General features: G+C 46.8%; 16 protein-coding genes and 1 tRNA gene. 11 read left to right on the forward strand and 6 right to left on the reverse strand.

Annotation, left to right across the window (positions count from 1 at the left end):
• The first annotated feature begins 143 nt into the window (after positions 1-143).
• From Q3C19_RS09430 to Q3C19_RS09440, 3 genes are all read left to right on the forward strand, one after another.
• Entirely contained in the window at positions 144-2,300 is a 2,157-nt protein-coding gene (locus tag Q3C19_RS09430; RefSeq protein ID WP_302728904.1) for a translation factor GTPase family protein, read from the forward strand.
• Positions 2,301-2,837: 537 nt separating this feature from the next.
• Positions 2,838-4,370: a sensor histidine kinase KdpD gene (locus Q3C19_RS09435; RefSeq protein WP_022163956.1), complete on the forward strand. Its 1,533-nt coding sequence runs from the start codon at positions 2,838-2,840 to the stop codon at positions 4,368-4,370.
• A gap of 5 nt (positions 4,371-4,375) precedes the next feature.
• Positions 4,376-5,077, forward strand: coding sequence for a response regulator transcription factor (locus tag Q3C19_RS09440; protein WP_022163955.1), 702 nt, complete (start codon positions 4,376-4,378; stop codon positions 5,075-5,077).
• An 84-nt stretch (positions 5,078-5,161) separates the two neighbouring features.
• Here the strand turns inward: Q3C19_RS09440 and Q3C19_RS09445 are convergent, their stop codons facing one another.
• Both Q3C19_RS09445 and Q3C19_RS09450 read right to left on the reverse strand, forming a co-directional pair.
• Positions 5,162-5,338, reverse strand: a complete 177-nt coding sequence (locus tag Q3C19_RS09445) for a hypothetical protein (RefSeq protein WP_022163954.1) — start codon at positions 5,336-5,338, stop codon at positions 5,162-5,164.
• Positions 5,339-5,485: 147 nt separating this feature from the next.
• Entirely contained in the window at positions 5,486-5,932 is a 447-nt protein-coding gene (locus Q3C19_RS09450; RefSeq protein WP_022163953.1) for a MarR family winged helix-turn-helix transcriptional regulator, read from the reverse strand.
• Between the two features lie 158 nt (positions 5,933-6,090).
• Here Q3C19_RS09450 and rpsF point away from each other — a divergent pair, with 158 nt between their 5' ends.
• From rpsF to rplI, 3 genes are read left to right on the forward strand one after another with little or no spacing between them, the layout of a single operon-like run.
• The gene (gene rpsF, locus Q3C19_RS09455) at positions 6,091-6,435 is read left to right on the forward strand and encodes a 30S ribosomal protein S6 (protein ID WP_005657357.1); all 345 of its coding nucleotides are present in this window, start codon (positions 6,091-6,093) and stop codon (positions 6,433-6,435) included.
• 2 nt (positions 6,436-6,437) lie between these two features.
• Positions 6,438-6,710, forward strand: a complete 273-nt coding sequence (rpsR, locus tag Q3C19_RS09460) for a 30S ribosomal protein S18 (RefSeq protein ID WP_022020414.1) — start codon at positions 6,438-6,440, stop codon at positions 6,708-6,710.
• 15 nt (positions 6,711-6,725) lie between these two features.
• Positions 6,726-7,175: a 50S ribosomal protein L9 gene (gene rplI / locus Q3C19_RS09465; protein WP_022163952.1), complete on the forward strand. Its 450-nt coding sequence runs from the start codon at positions 6,726-6,728 to the stop codon at positions 7,173-7,175.
• Between the two features lie 199 nt (positions 7,176-7,374).
• Here the strand turns inward: rplI and Q3C19_RS09470 are convergent.
• Positions 7,375-7,446, reverse strand: a tRNA-Arg gene (locus Q3C19_RS09470).
• A gap of 253 nt (positions 7,447-7,699) precedes the next feature.
• On the opposite strand from Q3C19_RS09470, the gene asnA reads away from it, so the two are divergent.
• Positions 7,700-8,737: an aspartate--ammonia ligase gene (gene asnA / locus Q3C19_RS09475; protein WP_022163951.1), complete on the forward strand. Its 1,038-nt coding sequence runs from the start codon at positions 7,700-7,702 to the stop codon at positions 8,735-8,737.
• A gap of 51 nt (positions 8,738-8,788) precedes the next feature.
• A complete protein-coding gene (gene ung, locus Q3C19_RS09480; protein ID WP_022163950.1) occupies positions 8,789-9,451 on the forward strand; it encodes a uracil-DNA glycosylase in 663 nt (220 codons plus the stop codon).
• A gap of 327 nt (positions 9,452-9,778) precedes the next feature.
• Here the strand turns inward: ung and Q3C19_RS09485 are convergent, their stop codons facing one another.
• The 3 genes from Q3C19_RS09485 to Q3C19_RS09495 all read right to left on the reverse strand — a co-directional run bounded on the left by Q3C19_RS09485 (position 9,779) and on the right by Q3C19_RS09495 (position 14,958).
• Positions 9,779-12,589: a putative LPS assembly protein LptD gene (locus Q3C19_RS09485; protein WP_302728919.1), complete on the reverse strand. Its 2,811-nt coding sequence runs from the start codon at positions 12,587-12,589 to the stop codon at positions 9,779-9,781.
• A 90-nt stretch (positions 12,590-12,679) separates the two neighbouring features.
• Positions 12,680-13,216 carry an HD domain-containing protein gene (locus Q3C19_RS09490; RefSeq protein ID WP_288180188.1) on the reverse strand — a complete coding sequence of 179 codons (537 nt, stop codon included), beginning with the start codon at positions 13,214-13,216 and terminating at the stop codon, positions 12,680-12,682.
• Between the two features lie 20 nt (positions 13,217-13,236).
• Complete coding sequence (locus Q3C19_RS09495) at positions 13,237-14,958, reverse strand: glycosyltransferase family 39 protein (protein WP_302728921.1); 1,722 nt, start codon at positions 14,956-14,958, stop codon at positions 13,237-13,239.
• A 104-nt stretch (positions 14,959-15,062) separates the two neighbouring features.
• On the opposite strand from Q3C19_RS09495, the gene Q3C19_RS09500 reads away from it, so the two are divergent.
• The 3 genes from Q3C19_RS09500 to Q3C19_RS09510 all read left to right on the forward strand — a co-directional run bounded on the left by Q3C19_RS09500 (position 15,063) and on the right by Q3C19_RS09510 (position 17,799).
• Complete coding sequence (locus Q3C19_RS09500) at positions 15,063-15,464, forward strand: GtrA family protein (RefSeq protein WP_277121347.1); 402 nt, start codon at positions 15,063-15,065, stop codon at positions 15,462-15,464.
• Positions 15,465-15,542: 78 nt separating this feature from the next.
• Positions 15,543-16,505, forward strand: a complete 963-nt coding sequence (locus Q3C19_RS09505) for a glycosyltransferase family 2 protein (RefSeq protein WP_071150494.1) — start codon at positions 15,543-15,545, stop codon at positions 16,503-16,505.
• A 232-nt stretch (positions 16,506-16,737) separates the two neighbouring features.
• Positions 16,738-17,799, forward strand: a complete 1,062-nt coding sequence (locus tag Q3C19_RS09510) for a choloylglycine hydrolase family protein (protein WP_302728930.1) — start codon at positions 16,738-16,740, stop codon at positions 17,797-17,799.
• The last annotated feature ends 238 nt before the right edge of the window (positions 17,800-18,037 follow it).

Genomic DNA, 18,037 nt, shown 5'->3' on the forward strand with positions numbered 1-18,037 from the left:
AGAAAAATGGTATGTTTCAAAACATAGTTTAGTAACACTGCCCGAATCGTTGTTTTTCTTTTTTATAATGCCTAATTTGCGCCACACAAAAAGACAATGGCTTGCGGAAGCAGCTGATTTATTCACTTTAAATTCTATATATCATGAAAGTATATCAGACGAATGAAATTAAGAACATTGCTCTTCTTGGCAATGACGGCTCGGGTAAAACCACTCTCACGGAAGCGCTGCTCTATGAGAGTGGTATTATAAAACGTCGTGGCAGAATTACTGCCAAGAATACAGTCAGCGATTACTTCCCGGTGGAGCAGGAATATGGCTATTCAGTGTTCTCCACCGTTTTCCATGTAGAGTGGAACGGAAAGAAACTTAATATTATCGACTGCCCGGGTAGTGATGATTTTGTTGGTGCTGCTATGACAGCGTTGAACGTAACCGATACGGCCATTTTATTGTTGAACGGACAATATGGACCGGAAGTAGGTACACAGAATCATTTCCGTTATACAGAAAAGTTAGGTAAACCGGTCATTTTCCTGGTGAACCAGTTGGATAGCGAGAAGTGCGATTATGATATGGTTCTGGAGCAGTTGAGGTCTATTTACGGTTCGAAGGTAGTTCCTGTACAATATCCTTTGGCCACTGGTCCGAACTTTAATTCGTTGATTGATGTACTTCTGATGAAAAAATATTCGTGGGCTCCCGAAGGTGGTGCTCCCACTATCGAAGATATCCCGGCCGAAGAAATCGAAAAAGCTACCGAATGGCATAAAGCATTGGTAGAAGCTGCGGCTGAACATGATGAAACGTTGATGGAGAAATTCTTCGAAATGGATTCGCTGACAGAAGACGAAATGCGTGAGGGTATCCGTAAAGGATTGGCTTCTCGCGGCATGTTCCCTGTGTTCTGCGTATGTGCAGGCAAAGACATGGGTGTTCGTCGTCTGATGGAATTCTTGGGTAATGTAGTTCCGTTTGTTGATGAAATGCCTCCGGTACATAATACTCGTGGTGAAATCGTGAAGCCGGATCCTAACGGCCCGACATCACTTTATTTCTTTAAGACGGCTGTTGAGCCGCACATTGGTGATGTGCAGTATTTTAAGGTAATGAGTGGAAAGGTGCACGAAGGTGATGATTTCTCGAATGCCGATCGTGGTTCGAAAGAACGTATTGCGCAGATTTACGCTTGTGCAGGTGCCAACCGTATTAAGGTAGAGGAGATGGTGGCCGGTGATATAGGTTGTACTGTCAAATTGAAAGATGTACATACCGGAAATACTCTGAATGGCAAGGGAGCTGAAAACCGTTTCAACTTTATCAAATATCCGAACTCCAAGTACTCACGTGCCATTAAACCGGTGAACGAAGCGGATACTGAAAAGATGATGGCTATTCTGAACCGTATGCATGAAGAAGATCCGACTTGGGTGATCGACCAGTCCAAAGAATTACGTCAGACTATTGTTCACGGTCAGGGTGAATTCCATTTGCGTACTTTGAAGTGGCGTCTCGAAAATAATGAAAAACTGCAAGTGAAGTTTGAAGAACCTCGCATTCCGTACCGTGAAACTATTACAAAGGCTGCACGTGCCGACTACCGTCATAAGAAACAGTCGGGTGGTGCCGGACAGTTTGGTGAAGTTCATCTGATCGTTGAACCTTATTACGAAGGTATGCCTGCTCCGGATACTTACCGTTTCGGTGGTCAGGAATTCAAGATGAATGTGAAAGGAACCGAAGAGATTCCTTTGGAATGGGGCGGTAAACTGGTGTTCGTTAACTGTGTGGTTGGTGGTGCCATCGATGCCCGCTTCATGCCGGCAATCCTTAAGGGTGTAATGTCGCGTATGGAACAGGGACCGTTGACAGGTTCTTATGCCCGTGACGTACGTGTTATCGTTTACGATGGAAAGATGCACCCGGTAGATTCCAATGAAATCTCGTTCATGCTGGCCGGACGTAATGCTTTTAGTGAAGCCTTTAAGAATGCGGGTCCGAAGATTCTGGAACCGATTTATGACGTAGAAGTATTTGTTCCTTCTGATAAGATGGGTGATGTAATGAGCGACTTGCAAGGACGTCGTGCCATGATTATGGGTATGAGCAGCGAAGCCGGTTATGAAAAACTGGTAGCGAAAGTTCCTTTGAAGGAAATGTCTTCATATTCTACGGCTTTAAGTTCATTGACAGGTGGACGTGCTTCTTTCATTATGAAGTTTGCCAGCTACGAACTTGTTCCGGGCGATGTACAGGATAAGCTTATTAAGGAATTTGAGGCTAAACAAACTGAAGAATAATTGATGGACTGCATTCATTTTACGTAATAAGTAGGATGTACTGAATGAAATTATTATGTTCAGGGTTCCGATTGTGATAATTTTAGTTTGTCTTAGTCGTAACGGATGAACTGATAATATTAAAGTATATCTTAGCTGGATTTCGTTTACTGCTTTAGAGCACGAGTTATACAGACTTTAACAGATATGTTCTATCTGCTAGTTTTGTATGATTCGTGCTCTAACATTTATATGGATACCGATGGAGAATGTTAAAAATATCTGTGTAAGAGGCAGTATTTTTTTCTTAGTTGGAGAAAAATATTTTCCCAAGTAGGAAAAAATATTTCTTCAGTTAGTCTTGAGGCACGATTATATGGGGAAATGTGAATATGAATATTTAATTTTTTATTAAATTTGCAAACAGAAGACCACTTTTGGTGTTGTAGTGTATATAGTGTAACTTAAAAAAACGCTTACGGTTAATTAACGAGAATGCCCGGTTAAATCAGGTTAACGAGTTAGGAATGTTAATTAGGGAGTGTTAATTTTGTCGCTATGAAAAAGTCTACGATATGGATATTGAGTGCCGTAATGGGTCTTGCTTTTCTCAGTTTGCTGTTTCTGCAGATCAGCTATATTGAGGAAATGGTGAAGATGCGTAACGAGCAGTTTGATGAATCCGTGAAGCGTGCTTTGATGGCAGCTTCAAAGGATGTGGAATCTGCGGAGGTTGAACGCTGGATACGTGAAGATATCTCCGAAGCTGAAAAGAAAGCGTGGGAACAGAGCTCGCAGGGAGCAATGGTGCAGACACAACGTTTTATGATTACTTCGCCGGATGGTTCGAAGATTGAGTTGAAGACGTTTACCAATAAGCCGTCGGAGTTACCCAGAGCTATGATTTCGCGCAAGCATGGTACGAAAACCATTCCACAGACATCGCGTTCGCTGGTAGATGCTGTAAAGAACAGATATTTGTATCAGCGTGCCTTAATGGATGATGTGGTTTGGCAAATGATCTATCACGCCAGTAATAAGCCGATTGCTGAGCGTGTCAATTTCAAGAACTTGGATCAATATTTGAAATCAGGTTTGATTGATAACGGCATTGATCTGGATTATCATTTCAAGGTAATAGACAGAGATGGCAGGGAAGTGTACCGTTGTTCGGACTATAGCGACGAAGGCAGTGAGAGTTCGTATGCGCAGCCATTGTTCTTGAACGATCCGCCGGCACGCATGAGCATTGTGAAGATTCATTTCCCGGGGAAGAATAGTTATATTTTCGATTCGGTCAGTTTCTTTATGATCCCGTCGATGATATTTACTTTTGTGTTGCTGATAACTTTTGTCTTTACCATATATATAGTCTTCAGGCAGAAAAAGCTGACGGAAATGAAGAATGACTTTGTCAATAACATGACACATGAATTCAAGACTCCGATTTCTACTATTTCGTTGGCGGCTCAGATGTTGAAGGATCCGGCTGTAGCAAAATCGCCTGCCATGTTTCAGCATATCTCTGGAGTGATTAATGATGAGACGAAGCGTTTGCGCTTTCAGGTCGAGAAGGTGTTGCAGATGTCTATGTTTGACCGCCAGAAGGCTGTCTTGAAGATGAAGGACTTGGATGTCAACGAAATGATAACAAGTGTTATCAATACCTTTGCTTTAAAGGTAGAGCGTTATAATGGTAAGATTGATTCCGAATTGGAAGCAACCGATGCGGTGGTTTCTGCTGACGAAATGCACTTGACCAATGTGATATTCAATCTGATGGACAATGCCGTGAAGTACAAACGTCCGGATGTGGATTTGCAACTGATGGTAAGGACTTGGAATGAATCGGGTAAGCTGATGATTTCGGTACAGGACAACGGTATCGGAATTAAGAAGGAGAATTTAAAGAAGATATTTGATAAGTTCTATCGCGTGCATACGGGTAATCTGCACGATGTGAAAGGTTTTGGCCTGGGTTTGGCTTATGTGAAGAAAATTATCACAGACCATAAGGGAACGATAAGGGCTGAGAGTGAAATGAATGTGGGAACTAAATTTATTATTGCATTACCTTTACTTAAAAAATGATTAATATGGACGAGAAATTGCGTATTTTGCTGTGCGAGGATGATGAAAATCTTGGCATGCTTTTGAGAGAATACTTACAGGCAAAGGGGTATGCTGCTGAATTGTACCCTGATGGAGAGGCTGGTTATAAGGCTTTCCTGAAGAATAAATATGATTTGTGTGTGTTTGACGTAATGATGCCTAAGAAGGATGGCTTTACGTTAGCCCAGGAAGTTCGTGCGGCTAATGCCGAGATTCCTATCATCTTCCTGACTGCCAAAACACTGAAGGAAGATATTCTGGAAGGTTTCAAGATTGGTGCTGATGATTATATTACCAAGCCTTTCAGCATGGAAGAGTTGACTTTCAGAATTGAGGCTATCCTGCGTCGTGTGCGTGGAAAGAAAAACAAGGAAAGCAATATCTATAAGATAGGTAAGTTTACGTTTGATACTCAGAAGCAGATCCTTTCTACTCCGGAGAAACAGACGAAGCTGACAACCAAGGAATCTGAATTGCTGGGCTTGTTGTGTGCTCATGCCAATGAGATTCTGCAGCGCGATTTTGCTTTGAAGACAATATGGATTGACGATAACTATTTCAATGCACGCAGCATGGATGTGTATATCACAAAGTTGCGTAAGCATCTGAAGGAAGATGACTCGATCGAGATTATCAATATTCATGGTAAAGGCTATAAGCTGATTACTCCCGAAGTTGAGTCTTGATGGCGTGTCTGCCAGAAGAGGGCAGAAACAAAAAGGGCGGTTGTTTATGCAACCGCCCTTTTTGTTTACCATTTTATTCTGATGTTAATCTGTAACTCGTTTATTGATGGCAATATAGGAAACCAGACCTATTACAATCAGCACTGCTGATGTGCCCAATATGGCATTGTTGTTAACATTGCCGGTGAAGGAGCAGGCAATCAGGATGACAACTCCTATCAAGATTAATATCAGTCCCAGACTTTTTAATAAACCTTTCATGTGTGTGTATTTTTAATAGATTATTATATGCTGTGTATTCTTGCTACAAAGAAAAGCATAATTCTTTAACAAGCGAAATTATTTGTGCAAAAAAACTATATTTTAATAAAGAATGAACGGTAAAGGGATGAAAAGAAAGCTTTTTGGTCAGTCTTTTGTATTGAAAAATATCTTTTTCAGCACTTCTTGCCCGATGCTGAGTTCTTCGACAGTGACTCCGTTCAAGGCTTCTCTCAGCGTTTTGCCTGCTATGATGCGTGCCTGTTCTTCCAGTTCCTTACCGTCTTTGGTCAGATGGATGAGGTTGGTGCGCCGGTCTCTTTTGTCGGAGATACGTACTACCAGATGCTGCCGTTCCATGTTGTCTATCAGGCGGGTCATGCTGGGCTTGTCCTTGAAGGTTGCATTGCATAGTTCCTGCTGGGTGACGCCGTCCTTTTCCCACAGGAAGATGAGGACAGTCCATTGCTCCGGAGTGATCTCCAGGCCGTTCTGACGGAAGTTGCGTGATAATTTGCGGTTGATGGCGGCAGATACTTTACCGTTTAAGATTGCAAAGATGAGGCGGATGTCGAAATTGAATTGTTCTATCATGAAATTATTGTTTAAACAACTTGGCAAAGATACTTCACTTCGGCGATAAATCCTATATCGACACATAAAAAACATTAAATGTTTGTAGTTCAAAATAAAATGCCTACCTTTGCGCCGCATTTTTAAAACAAATAAATTATTTATTTAATTAAACGAGTATGAATCAATACGAAACCGTTTTCATTTTAACTCCCGTTTTGTCTGATGTTCAGATGAAGGAAGCGGTAGAGAAATTCAAAGGCATCCTTACTGCTGAAGGTGCTGAGATTGTAAATGAAGAAAACTGGGGACTGAAAAAGCTGGCTTATCCTATTCAGAAGAAGTCTACAGGTTTCTATCAGCTGATTGAGTTCAATGCAGAACCGACTGTTATTGAGAAACTGGAAATCAACTTCCGTCGTGACGAGCGTGTGATCCGCTTCTTGACTTTCAAACAAGACAAGTATGCTGCTGAATACGCTGCAAAAAGAAGAAGTGTAAAATCAACTAAAAAGGAGGATTAATCATGGCACAACAAGTTCAATCAGAAATCAGATATTTAACTCCGCCCTCAGTAGACGTTAAGAAGAAAAAATACTGTCGTTTCAAAAAGAGCGGTATCAAGTACATCGACTACAAAGATCCCGAGTTCCTGAAGAAATTCCTGAACGAGCAGGGTAAGATCCTTCCCCGTCGCATTACAGGTACTTCACTGAAGTATCAGCGTCGCGTGGCTCAGGCCGTTAAGAGAGCACGTCACTTGGCATTGCTGCCTTATGTAACCGATATGATGAAATAATAAGGAGGAGACAGTATGGAAATTATTTTGAAAGAAGACGTTATCAACTTGGGTTATAAGAACGACATCGTGACTGTTAAGTCTGGTTATGGTCGTAACTACCTCATTCCGACAGGTAAAGCTGTCATTGCTTCTCCTGCTGCCAAGAAAATGCTGGCTGAAGAGCTGAAACAACGTGCTCACAAACTGGAGAAAATCAAAAAAGATGCTGAAGAACTGGCTGCTAAGCTGGAAGGCGTATCATTGAAGATCGCTACAAAGGTAAGCTCTACTGGTACTATCTTCGGTTCTGTAGGCAGCATTCAGATTGCTGACGAGCTGGCTAAGCTGGGTCACAACATCGACCGCAAGATTATCGTTGTGAAAGATGCGGTGAAAGAAGTTGGCAACTACAAGGCTATCGTTAAGCTTCACAAGGAAGTTTCTGTAGAAATTCCTTTCGAAGTGGTAGCTGAAGAGGCTTAATCGCAGAAAGTTTATCTGAAACATACGTAAGAAAGGCGCATCGGTAACGATGTGCCTTTTTTGTTTCTTTTCGTCGTAAGGTAAAGTGGGGGCTGTTGGTGTACCGGTCTGTAGTTGAAGGCAGGACACAATACTATAGCAGGGCTTGAAAGCCTTGCATGTCAATAAGTTTGTAACGGGAAAATGTGAGGGGAAGTAGTACACCCGAAGGGAATCGAACCCTTATCATTGGAACCGGAATCCAGTATTCTATCCATTGAACTACAGGTGCTTGATGCCTTGACGGCAGACACGGTGGTATCACCGGCGCCGTTTGCAGGGCAAAAGTATAAAAAATCTCTGCATAATCCTAACAATTTTCTTTTTTTATGTCGTTCTTTTTGTCTGCTTATGCTGTTATTTTGGAATGTATACAGCTAAATGTGTTTCATTTTGCTGTTTTTCTTGTGTAAATTGTAGCATGTATCAATATTATTTTTATCTTTGCCGGACAAATTTACAATTAAAGAAAGATATAAATAGTCATGAGTTACTTGATAAAACCTGAGGGCTATACTCCCTTGCTCGATTTGAAGCAGACGGAGCTTGGCATTAAACAGATTAAGGACTTCTTTCAGATGAACCTTTCGTCTGAATTGCGTTTGCGCCGTGTCACGGCACCGTTGTTTGTACTGAAGGGAATGGGTATCAACGACGACCTGAATGGTGTGGAGCGTGCTGTGTCCTTCCCGATAAAAGACTTGGGCGATGCGCAGGCCGAAGTGGTGCATTCGCTTGCGAAGTGGAAGCGCCTGACGCTGGCCGAATATTGCATTGAGCCGGGATATGGCATCTACACAGACATGAACGCTATTCGGGCCGACGAAGAGCTGGGCAATCTGCACTCGCTGTACGTCGACCAGTGGGACTGGGAACGTGTCATCACCGAGGCCGACCGCAACGTGGATTTCCTGAAAGAAATCGTTACCCGCATTTATGCTGCCATGGTGCGTACGGAATACATGGTGTACGAGATGTATCCGCAAATCAAGCCCTGCCTGCCGCAGAAGCTGCACTTCATACATGCCGAGGAATTGCGCCGTCTGTATCCGGACATGGAACCCAAGTGTCGCGAGCATGCCATCACGAAGAAGTACGGAGCGGTGTTCATCATCGGTATCGGTTGCAAACTGGGCGACGGGAAGAAGCACGACGGACGTGCTCCGGACTACGATGACTATACGACGCCGGGCCTGAACGACCTGCCGGGCCTGAACGGCGACCTGGTGTTGTGGGACGACGTGTTGCAACGCAGCATCGAACTGTCGTCGATGGGTATCCGTGTGGACAAGAAGGCACTGCTGCAACAGCTGAAGGAAGAAGGACAGGAACAACGCTTGGAACTTTACTTCCACAAACGACTGATGGACGACACACTGCCGCTGTCTATCGGTGGTGGTATCGGGCAGTCGCGTCTGTGTATGTTCTACTTGCGGAAGGCGCACATTGGCGAAATTCAGGCAAGTATCTGGCCCGAATCCATGCGTCAGGAGTGCAAGGCTTGCGGCATACACCTGATTTGATGAAAAATATTTGTATCTTAGCTGCCGAAATGCTAATCGTACAAATATATTATGAATGTTCAGATAGAAGAGAGCTGGAAGGCGCGTTTGCAGCCTGAGTTCGAAAAAGATTACTTCCGCACGCTGACCGAATTCGTGCGCCAGGAATATGCCCATGGGCCTGTCTATCCTCCGGGAAAGCTGATTTTCAATGCTTTCAATCTTTGCCCCTTCGATAAAGTGAAGGTCGTTATCATCGGGCAAGATCCTTATCACGGACCGGGACAGGCCCATGGTCTTTGCTTTTCGGTGAACGACGGTATTCCTTTTCCGCCGTCGTTGGTGAATATCTTCAAGGAAATCAAGGATGACATAGGAACCGACATTCCTGCTACAGGCAATCTGACCCGCTGGGCTCAGCAGGGCGTACTGCTGCTCAATGCCACGCTGACTGTGCGGGCGCATCAGGCGGGTTCGCATCAGAACCGCGGTTGGGAAACCTTTACCGATGCCGTCATACGCCTGCTGGCCGAGCAGCGCGAGCATCTGGTGTTCATCCTGTGGGGAGCTTATGCGCAGCGAAAAGGTGCCTTTATCGACCGTAGCAGGCATCTTGTGCTCACTTCGGCGCATCCTTCTCCCCTTTCTGCTTATCACGGCTTTTTCGGAAACCACCACTTCAGTCAGGCCAATGCCTATCTGCGCGAGCATGGCGAGGCGGAAATCGTGTGGTAACATCAAGTATCTTTTGTGGAAACTGCTGACTGCAGAACTGCTGCACGCGGGTTGCAGTGTTACTGCAAGCCTGTTTGCAGCGTTACTGCACACCGCTTTGCAGCGATACTGCAAGCTTGTTTGCAGTGATACTGCAACCCGTTTGCAGTGACTCTGCAACCAGTGTGCAGCGTTGCTGCAACTTGTGTGCAGTGAGTTTGCAGCAAGTCATCAGGAGGCCGGTAACCCGTGTTACCGGCCTTTATGATAGGTGTGTATCCGATTTCATCCGTATGTGTGCTGCCGAAGGGGCAGGCTGAAAGAATGCGCCGGAGCCTGTTGGCGGGATTAATACCACTGTATGTTGCTCTGCGTCTGGCTGCGTTGCTCCCACTTCAGGTCTTGCAGGATGCTGGCGTTGGCACGTATCGTGAAGTTGTAGTACTTCCAGCGTCCGAAGGGCGAGAGGCTGGCCGACATGCTGAAGCAGTGCAGGTCGCGCGTGATGTTGAAGGCCGTCTGTACGATTTCCTTGCTTTCGAAGTCGTAACCCGAGTTGAAGTTGATGGCCCACTTATTGGAGATCTTGATGTTTCCGTTGATGTTCAGCGCGTTCAAGCTTATCTTGTACGGGTAGCGCATGGTGTTGCGGTTGATAGGCTTGCTGGTATCCTCGCTGATGTTGAAACCGGTGCTGAGGTTGATGGACCACGGCATCTTGAACACCTGGTAGCCGTCGCTGTCGGCAGCGGCCTTTTCGGTCTTCTTTTCGTTGCGGCTGGATGTGTTTGCCTCGTTGCTGGCATCTCCGTCGGTGGTGTTGTCGCCTTGTCCCTCGCCGTTCTTGTTTTCGCCTTCATCGGCTTTTTCGCCGGTGAACAGGGCTCTCAGTTTCTTCCACGTGTCGTTGTTCAGGGTGTAGCTGAACGATGTACCATATCCTTGGAATCGTCCGAATCGTCCGTACGACCATTCGGTACGGTCGCTCTGCACCACGTTACCGTTCTTGTCGAAGGCATAGGCGTAGGTGGCGAAAGTGGAGCTCATACTGAATGTATAGTTCTTGCTGAGTTTCAGACGCAGGTTCAGGTTCAGGTTACTCCACGGACGTACTTTGGCAGCCGTGTTGTACGAGATGCTGGCACCCAGTTCGTCTATCAGACTGATCTTACGGATGGAGTCATTCTTATCCTTGAACTTCATTTCGATGTTGTTCGAAACGCTGAAGGAGATGTTTCCCGAACGTCCCTGGCTGGGTGGGCTGAAGGCCTGTCCGGCATAGGGTGAGTAGACTACGGTGTCCTGACGACCGTCCGAATTAGGCTTGATGTACGATGTCCAGTATCCGTAACGCTCGGCTCCGAAGTCGGGCGATGCACTGAACGAGATGGACGGCGTGATGACGTGACGTATCTGTATGGCTTTCTTCGGGAAGATGAGCGGCTTGTACATACCGTATATCTTGGTGTTGACGCTCATGCTGGCGCTATAGTTGTACACGCGGTTGAAGCCGTATATCGTATCGCTTACTTCCGCACCTGTACCGTTGGTGCCGGCTGTCGGATCCCAGTCTTTCATCACTTTACGCGTGTACCAACGTTCGGTGTAGTTCACGCTGGGAGTCACGTTGAAGTACTTGAACAGGGTAAAGGTGGCGCTGATGGGAATTTCGTGCTGCATACCGTTCTCCCAGTCTCTGATCAGGTTCGACTTGAAGAGCAGGTTGTCCTTGGTCTGTATGCTGTTCTTCATTCGTCCGGTGTAGCGTACTGAAATCTTTTCGTACCATTTCTCTTCGCCCACAGCTTTCTTTCTTTTGAAAGGGAAGATAGTGGTCAGCGAAATGTTCAAGTCGGGCAAAGTTACGTTGATCGACGAGTCGCGCATGTTCTGTGCAATGTTCGATGTAGCCGACAGCGTCAGTTTCTTGTCGAACAGGTAGCGTGTATAGCTGATACTGGAGGTCTTGGTGTTCTGCGACATGGCCTGCGAGTTGTACATGTTGTCGATGTTGGTACGCTCGTAGCTACTGGTGGCGAAGTTTACACTGGCCGAGAATGTCTGGTTAGGGTTGGCTTTGGCATCCTGGCGGTGCGACCATACAATCTTGAAGTCCTTGGCTACCGAATAATCCGGCAGACCCTTGTCGCCCGTCTTGGTCACCTGATAGCTGGCCTGCAACAGACCGGAGTATTTGTATCGCTTGATGTAGTTCGACTCTGCATTCAGTGCCCACGAACCTTTGGTGAAGATGTCTCCCCGTACTTTCAGGTCCATCTGGTCGCTGATGGCAAAATAGTAACCTCCGTCGGTCAGACCGAAACCACGGTTAGAGTCGTCCATATAAGTCGGCATCAGGAATCCCGACTGATAACTGCTTGAGAATGGGAAGAAGAAGAACGGAACGGCCAACGGCAGGGGTACATCCTCTACTACCAGATAGGCAGGACCGGTTACGACGTTCTTCTTGGGGCGTACCTTGGCATAGGTCATCTGCATGTAGAAGTGCGGATGCTCGTGGTTGTCGCACGTCGTGTAGCGTCCTTTCTTCATGTAAAGTTCGTCGTTGGTTCCTTTCTTGGCATTGTTTCCGGTCACGTATCCTTCGCCCTGCTGGCTCACCACGTTACTGATAAGTCCCTTCTTGCTCTTGAAGTTGTAGCGTATGGTGTTTGTCTCGTAGGGTGTTTCTCCGTCTTTGAAGACCGGCGTACCCGATACGTTTCCCAACGAGTCTTCCACGCCGTGGGCATACACCGTGCTGCTGTCCATGTTCATGGTGATGACATCGGCAGTCAGTTCGATAGGTTTGCGGGGTTGCTGATAGACCACTTTTCCTTCGCCGTACAGATGAGCGAATCCGCTTTGGGTGAATACGATGGAGTCGGTAGCTTCGTAGGTGACAGGCGCGTCCAGTCCTTCCTTCTTAGGAGCGACGGGTACACTGTCTGCTGCCAGCGAGTCTTTTCCGGAAAGGCCTGCAGTCAGCGAATCTGTTCTGAGAGAATCTGTCGTCAGCGAGTCGCCTGCAGCCTGCGATGAGGTTGTCTGGCTCTTGGGGGGGATCATTTTTCCCCGGCGTCGTTGCGACACGGCCTCACCCGAGAGGAAAAGCAAGACGAACAGCAGTACGAACGATATGATTATTCTTGGTTTCAATGACGTTATTTACTAATTAGTTTCCGCTTTGAAGGGGCAAAAGTACGTATTTTATGCGTATAATTCTCTTTTTTAAAGAAATTTAGATTGCTACAAGAAGAGTTCGCACCAGCGGTCGAAGCGTTGCAGTCCGGCTTCGCCGTAGCGTTCAAGGCTCTTCCGGGCCTTTTCCACTGTCTTTTCTTTGTCCAAATGCGTCTTCGAATAGAACTTGTCGGCAAAGCAGATAATCTGTTCTTCCAGGCTGACGGGCACCATTTCCCGATGGGGCACAGGCAGGTTGTCGGCAATGATTCTGTCCAGCGACAGGCCGGCGCCCGTATGCCGTTCGCACACCAGAGCATGCTGCGGGAAGCCTTCGGCGCGTACCAGGTCGGCTCCCAGATAGCCGTGGCAGATGTAGGGCTTGTCGCCGAAGCAGTAGATGCCGTCGGCGTCTGTCAGGAAGATACCTATGTCGTGCAGCATGGCTGCTTCGTAGATGAATTCTTTGTCCAGCTTCAGTTCCGGATGCTTCTCGGCCATTTGCAAGGCTTTGTCGGCTACCGAATGGCTGTGAGTCAGTAAGATATGTTTCAGTTCGTTCGGTTCAGGATAATATTTGTCAATCAACAGTTCGGGAGACATCATAAATCACTGTATAAATGTTATTGTTTCGAAAACTTGTAAATCAGTATTTCGGCCCGAAGGTCGCAACTGCGGTAGGGCGTATGGTATACTTCTTCTACCTGGTACGTACCGTTGCAGTAGTTCAGGAAGGATTCCTGGTCTTTGACCGACACGGCCACATAGCCTTCGCCTTCGGGATTTTCCAGGGTGAAGTTGCGCATACGGTCGTTCAGGTAGTAGTTGGCGCCGTAGAAACGTATCATGCGGTCGGTGTACGAGTAGATGTAGCCTTGGGGTACATACTGGTTGAAACATTCGGCCAGTTTCTTGTCCGACTTCTCGGCCAGCACCACAGGTTGGTAAACACCGTCAAGCGATACGAACAGGCATAGCATACAGCCTGCAGTGGCGTAGAGCAGCGAGCGCCCGTCAGCTTTTTTTGCCAATGCACGCAAGGTGCAGATGCCGGCCACAACAGGCAGGGCAACGATAAGCCACTTCACTACGGGCAGTGAGACGTTTTTGAGTGCGTGCATGAAGCCTATGTTTTCGGCTGCATGACGGCCGTTTCCCCACACGCTGTCGGGGATCAGTCCCAGACGGACAGCAGCAAAGACCACTGTCAGCAGGAAGCACAGCGAAGCAAAAATGTAGGCTGATATTTTGAACGCCTTGGCCCAGCGGCTTGTCAGCGCCAGCAGGTACTGGGCAATGAGCAGAGCCATGAACGGGTAGATAGGCAGCAGGTATACACTGCGTTTGCTCTTGGGGATGCAGTAGAAGATAAAGATGAACAGAATCACCACCCATGTGAACAGTTGCAGAGGCGACTGGTTACGGAAAGCACTCCAAGCCTTGGCAAGGCGCTGCTTCAGCGAGTCACCGGCCGGCAGCAGGCGGATGCCTTTCCAGTTGAGGCCGAAGAGCGAAATAACCAGTACCAGCGTCCAGGGAATCCATCCCCAAATGATGGTCAGGAAGTTATACCACATGGGATTATAATGTGATTCGTACGACATCGTTCCGGCAAATCGTCCGGTATTCTCTTCCAGCATCAGATCAACGAACGGTTGTCCGCCTTGCAGATAAGCGGCATAGAACCAGATGGCCATCGGGATAAGCGTCAGCAGGCCGATGACAAACAGCGAACCGAACGTCTTGAAGAATGCCCGTCCGCGCAGCAATTGGAAGATACCGATGCAAGTGCAGGGAAAGATGGAGCCGATAGGCCCTTTGGTCAGAGTGGCACAGCCCATCAGTAAAACAGCCACCCAAGGTATTCCTTTTGCTCCTTTCTCATCCCAACGGAAGAGCAGGCACAACGAAATAACGATAAGTGATACCTGAAGCATATCAATCCGGCAGGCTACTGCCGCACGGTGAACTTCGAACGAAGTGAGTAGAAGCAATGAGGTAAGTACGGCAGTCTGCGTATCTTTCCGCTTGGCTACGAACCAGAAGAAGACCATTTGCATGGCCAGAAACGATAAGGCAGACGGTAGGCGTGACGTAAATTCGGTTACTTCGCCCGGTATCAGCGAAAAGGCTGCGATGCACCAGTACAGGAAGGGCGGTTTATAGGCAATGTCAGTGCCATAGTTCACGGGGAGTATCCAGTTTCCGCTTTCGAGCATGGAAACGGCCACGATGGCTTCACGCGGTTCTCCTTTGGAGTAGAAAATGGTTTCGCCAATGAAGGGGAGTATCACCAGAATGCTCAGTAGGGCGATAAACCAGAACGCTTGCTTTTTGTCCAGCATAATCTTTGTCTCTTATTTACGTTTTCCAGCCGCAAAAGTACGAATAATTCTGAAACAATACCTAACTTTGTACCAGCAATGATAGCATGAACCGAAATATGGATATAAAGAAGCTGAGACAATTACCCGAATTCTTTCGTTTTGTGATGGTGGGCGTGTTTGCCACAGCCTTGCATTACGGTGTTTATTTTGTCTTGCAGTGGGTCATCAATGTCAATGTGGCCTATACGCTGGGTTATGCCATCAGTTTTGTAGCCAACTTCTATCTGACGGCTTATTTCACGTTCGGACAAAAGCCTTCGTGGGGCAAAGCTTTCGGTTTTGGTGGTGCGCATCTGGTCAATTACCTGCTTCACATGGGGCTGCTGAATCTGTTTCTGTGGCTGGGCATTTCCAAAACGTTGGCGCCCGTACCGGTGTTTGCCATTGCTATTCCGGTCAATTTTCTGCTCGTAAGGTTTGTCTTTAAAAATAAGCGGCTGGACGGAAAGTCGCAGGAAGCCTAAAAAGCGGCGGCGATAATTTGCAAATCTCATGTTTTCTTACGAATATTGCAGAAAGTAATATAAACTCTTGGTTTTGGTATGAAAGAAATCCCCTGCCTGGCGATTGTTGTGCCTTGCTATAAAGAAGAGGCTGTGTTGCATGAAACCCACAAAAGGCTGAGTCAGTTGCTTGACCAGCTGATAGAAGAAAAGCAGATAGCGTCTGACAGTTATGTATTGTATGTGAACGATGGTAGTACCGACCAGACCTGGCCCATCATTCAAGACTTGTATCAGCACGAATCTTATGCGTGCGGACTGAATCTGGCCGGAAATGTGGGACATCAGAATGCTTTGATGGCAGGACTTGATCTGGTGAAGGACTATTGCGATATTGCCGTTTCTATTGATGCAGACTTGCAGGACGACATCCTTGTCATTGCGGAGATGGTTCGCCGGTATAAGGAAGGCTATGACATAGTTTACGGAGTACGTAAGGAACGGAAAACCGATACCTGGTTCAAACGTGAAACGGCACAGGCTTTTTATCGGCTGATGAACATGATGGGCGTAAAGACGGTCTATAACCATGCCGATTATCGTCTGATGAGTAAGAGGGCGTTACAGCAGTTGGCCCGTTTCCGTGAGCGTAACCTTTTTCTTCGTGGTTTGGTTCCGTTGATAGGTTATCAGACTACGTGCGTCTATTATAACCGATCCAAGCGTTGGGCTGGAGAGTCTAAATATCCGCTAAAGAAGATGCTCGACTTCGCTATCGACGGAATAACTTCTTTTTCCGTCAAGCCGGTACGTATGATTTTCTGGCTAGGCTGTGTCTTTATACTTATCGGGATTGGGGTGACGATATGGACGCTGTACACTCATTACATTCACGATACGGTACCTGGCTGGGCTTCACTGATTATTTCAATCTGGTTAGTAGGCGGTTTTATCTTGGCTGCATTGGGGATTGTCGGCGAATATATTGGAAAAATATATATCGAAGTAAAAGACCGACCCCGATACAATATCGAAAGAACGCTTATGCGCAAAGATGCCTGATGCTTGTCGGCTCTCGGAATAAAGCCGCTGGTTTGTTGAAATGACTGAACATATTCTATTCTGATTTTGTTTCTTCTCAAATGACTTAAAACTGCACGAAGGGCAGAGTAAAACAGAACAGTAGCGATTTGAAAAAGTTGTATGTTTGTTTTCTGTCGATAAGGCATGAATAAAGTTTTAATATATAAATAAGTATAAGAGTATGAAATCAAGGATTTTGTTGGCAATTGCAATGGGCATAGGAAGCATGTTTGCTTATTCTTTACCTGCCGAGGCTTGCACGGGCATTACCCTGAAAAGTAAAGATAGTGTCACTGTCGTGGCACGAACCATCGAGTGGGGCGGAAGCGACCTCAACAGTCAATACGTCATTGTGCCCCGCGGCTATGAGCAGCGTTCATATACGCCTGCGGGTGTTACGGGCATGACCTTCAAGGCGCGTTACGGATACGTGGGACTGGCTGTAGAACAGAAAGACTTTGTGGCCGAGGGGCTGAACGAAGCGGGGCTTTCGGCCGGGCTGTTCTACTTCCCCAATTATGGTGAGTACGAGAAGTTTGACGAGGCATTGCAGGACAAGAGTATTGCCGACCTGCAATTGGTTTCGTGGATACTGGGCCAGTGTGCCACCGTGGACGAAGTGAAACAGGCGGTGAGCGAGGTACACATTATTAATATAGATCCGCGTGCCTCTACCGTTCACTGGCGTTTTACCGAACCGTCGGGACGTCAGATTGTGCTGGAAATGATTGATGGAAAGCCCAAGTTCTATGAGAATCCGCTGGGTGTGCTGACCAATTCGCCCAGTTTCGACTGGCAGCTTACCAACCTGAACAATTACGTCAACCTTTATCCGGGTACGGCTCCGGCTCAGTCGTTGGGCGGTGCAAAGCTTGCTTCGTTTGGAGCGGGCAGTGGTTTCCTGGGTATACCGGGCGACGTGACACCTCCTTCACGCTTTGTGCGGGCAGCTTTCTATCAGGCTACGGCACCGGTGCAGGACACGGCACTGAAGACGGTGCTTCAAGGTTTCCAGATACTGAACAACTTCGATATTCCCGTGGGCATCGAGTTTCAGGCGGGCAAGATACCTGCCGACATTCCGAGCGCTACGCAGTGGACATCGGCAACAGACATGGCCGACCGCATCATCTACTACCGCACGATGTACAACAGTGCCATCCGCAGCATCGACCTGAAGACGATTGATTTCAGCAAAGTGAAGTATCGCGCCGTTCCGCTGGATGCAGAAAAGCAACAACCGATAGTTTCGGTGAAAATAGCTAATAAATAACCGGAGGCGATATTATACTGAAAAGTGTCGGGACTGGCTACGGATCAGACCGACTGATACAGATTCCCTTTTTCGGAACAGAGGACCGAAAAAGGGAATTTGCATTATCGGGAACTCAGATAGAATGGATTTCCCAGAAAGGACTGAAAACTGACCAGTCTTGCAATTATTTTTTCCCAGTTAGAAAAAAATAATTCTCCAGTTAGGAAAAAATATTTTCTTAACTAGGAAAAAAATG

Origin of the sequence: Bacteroides sp. ET489 (assembly GCF_030518095.1) — a bacterium.
Classification (GTDB): Bacteria; Bacteroidota; Bacteroidia; order Bacteroidales; family Bacteroidaceae; genus Bacteroides; species Bacteroides ndongoniae.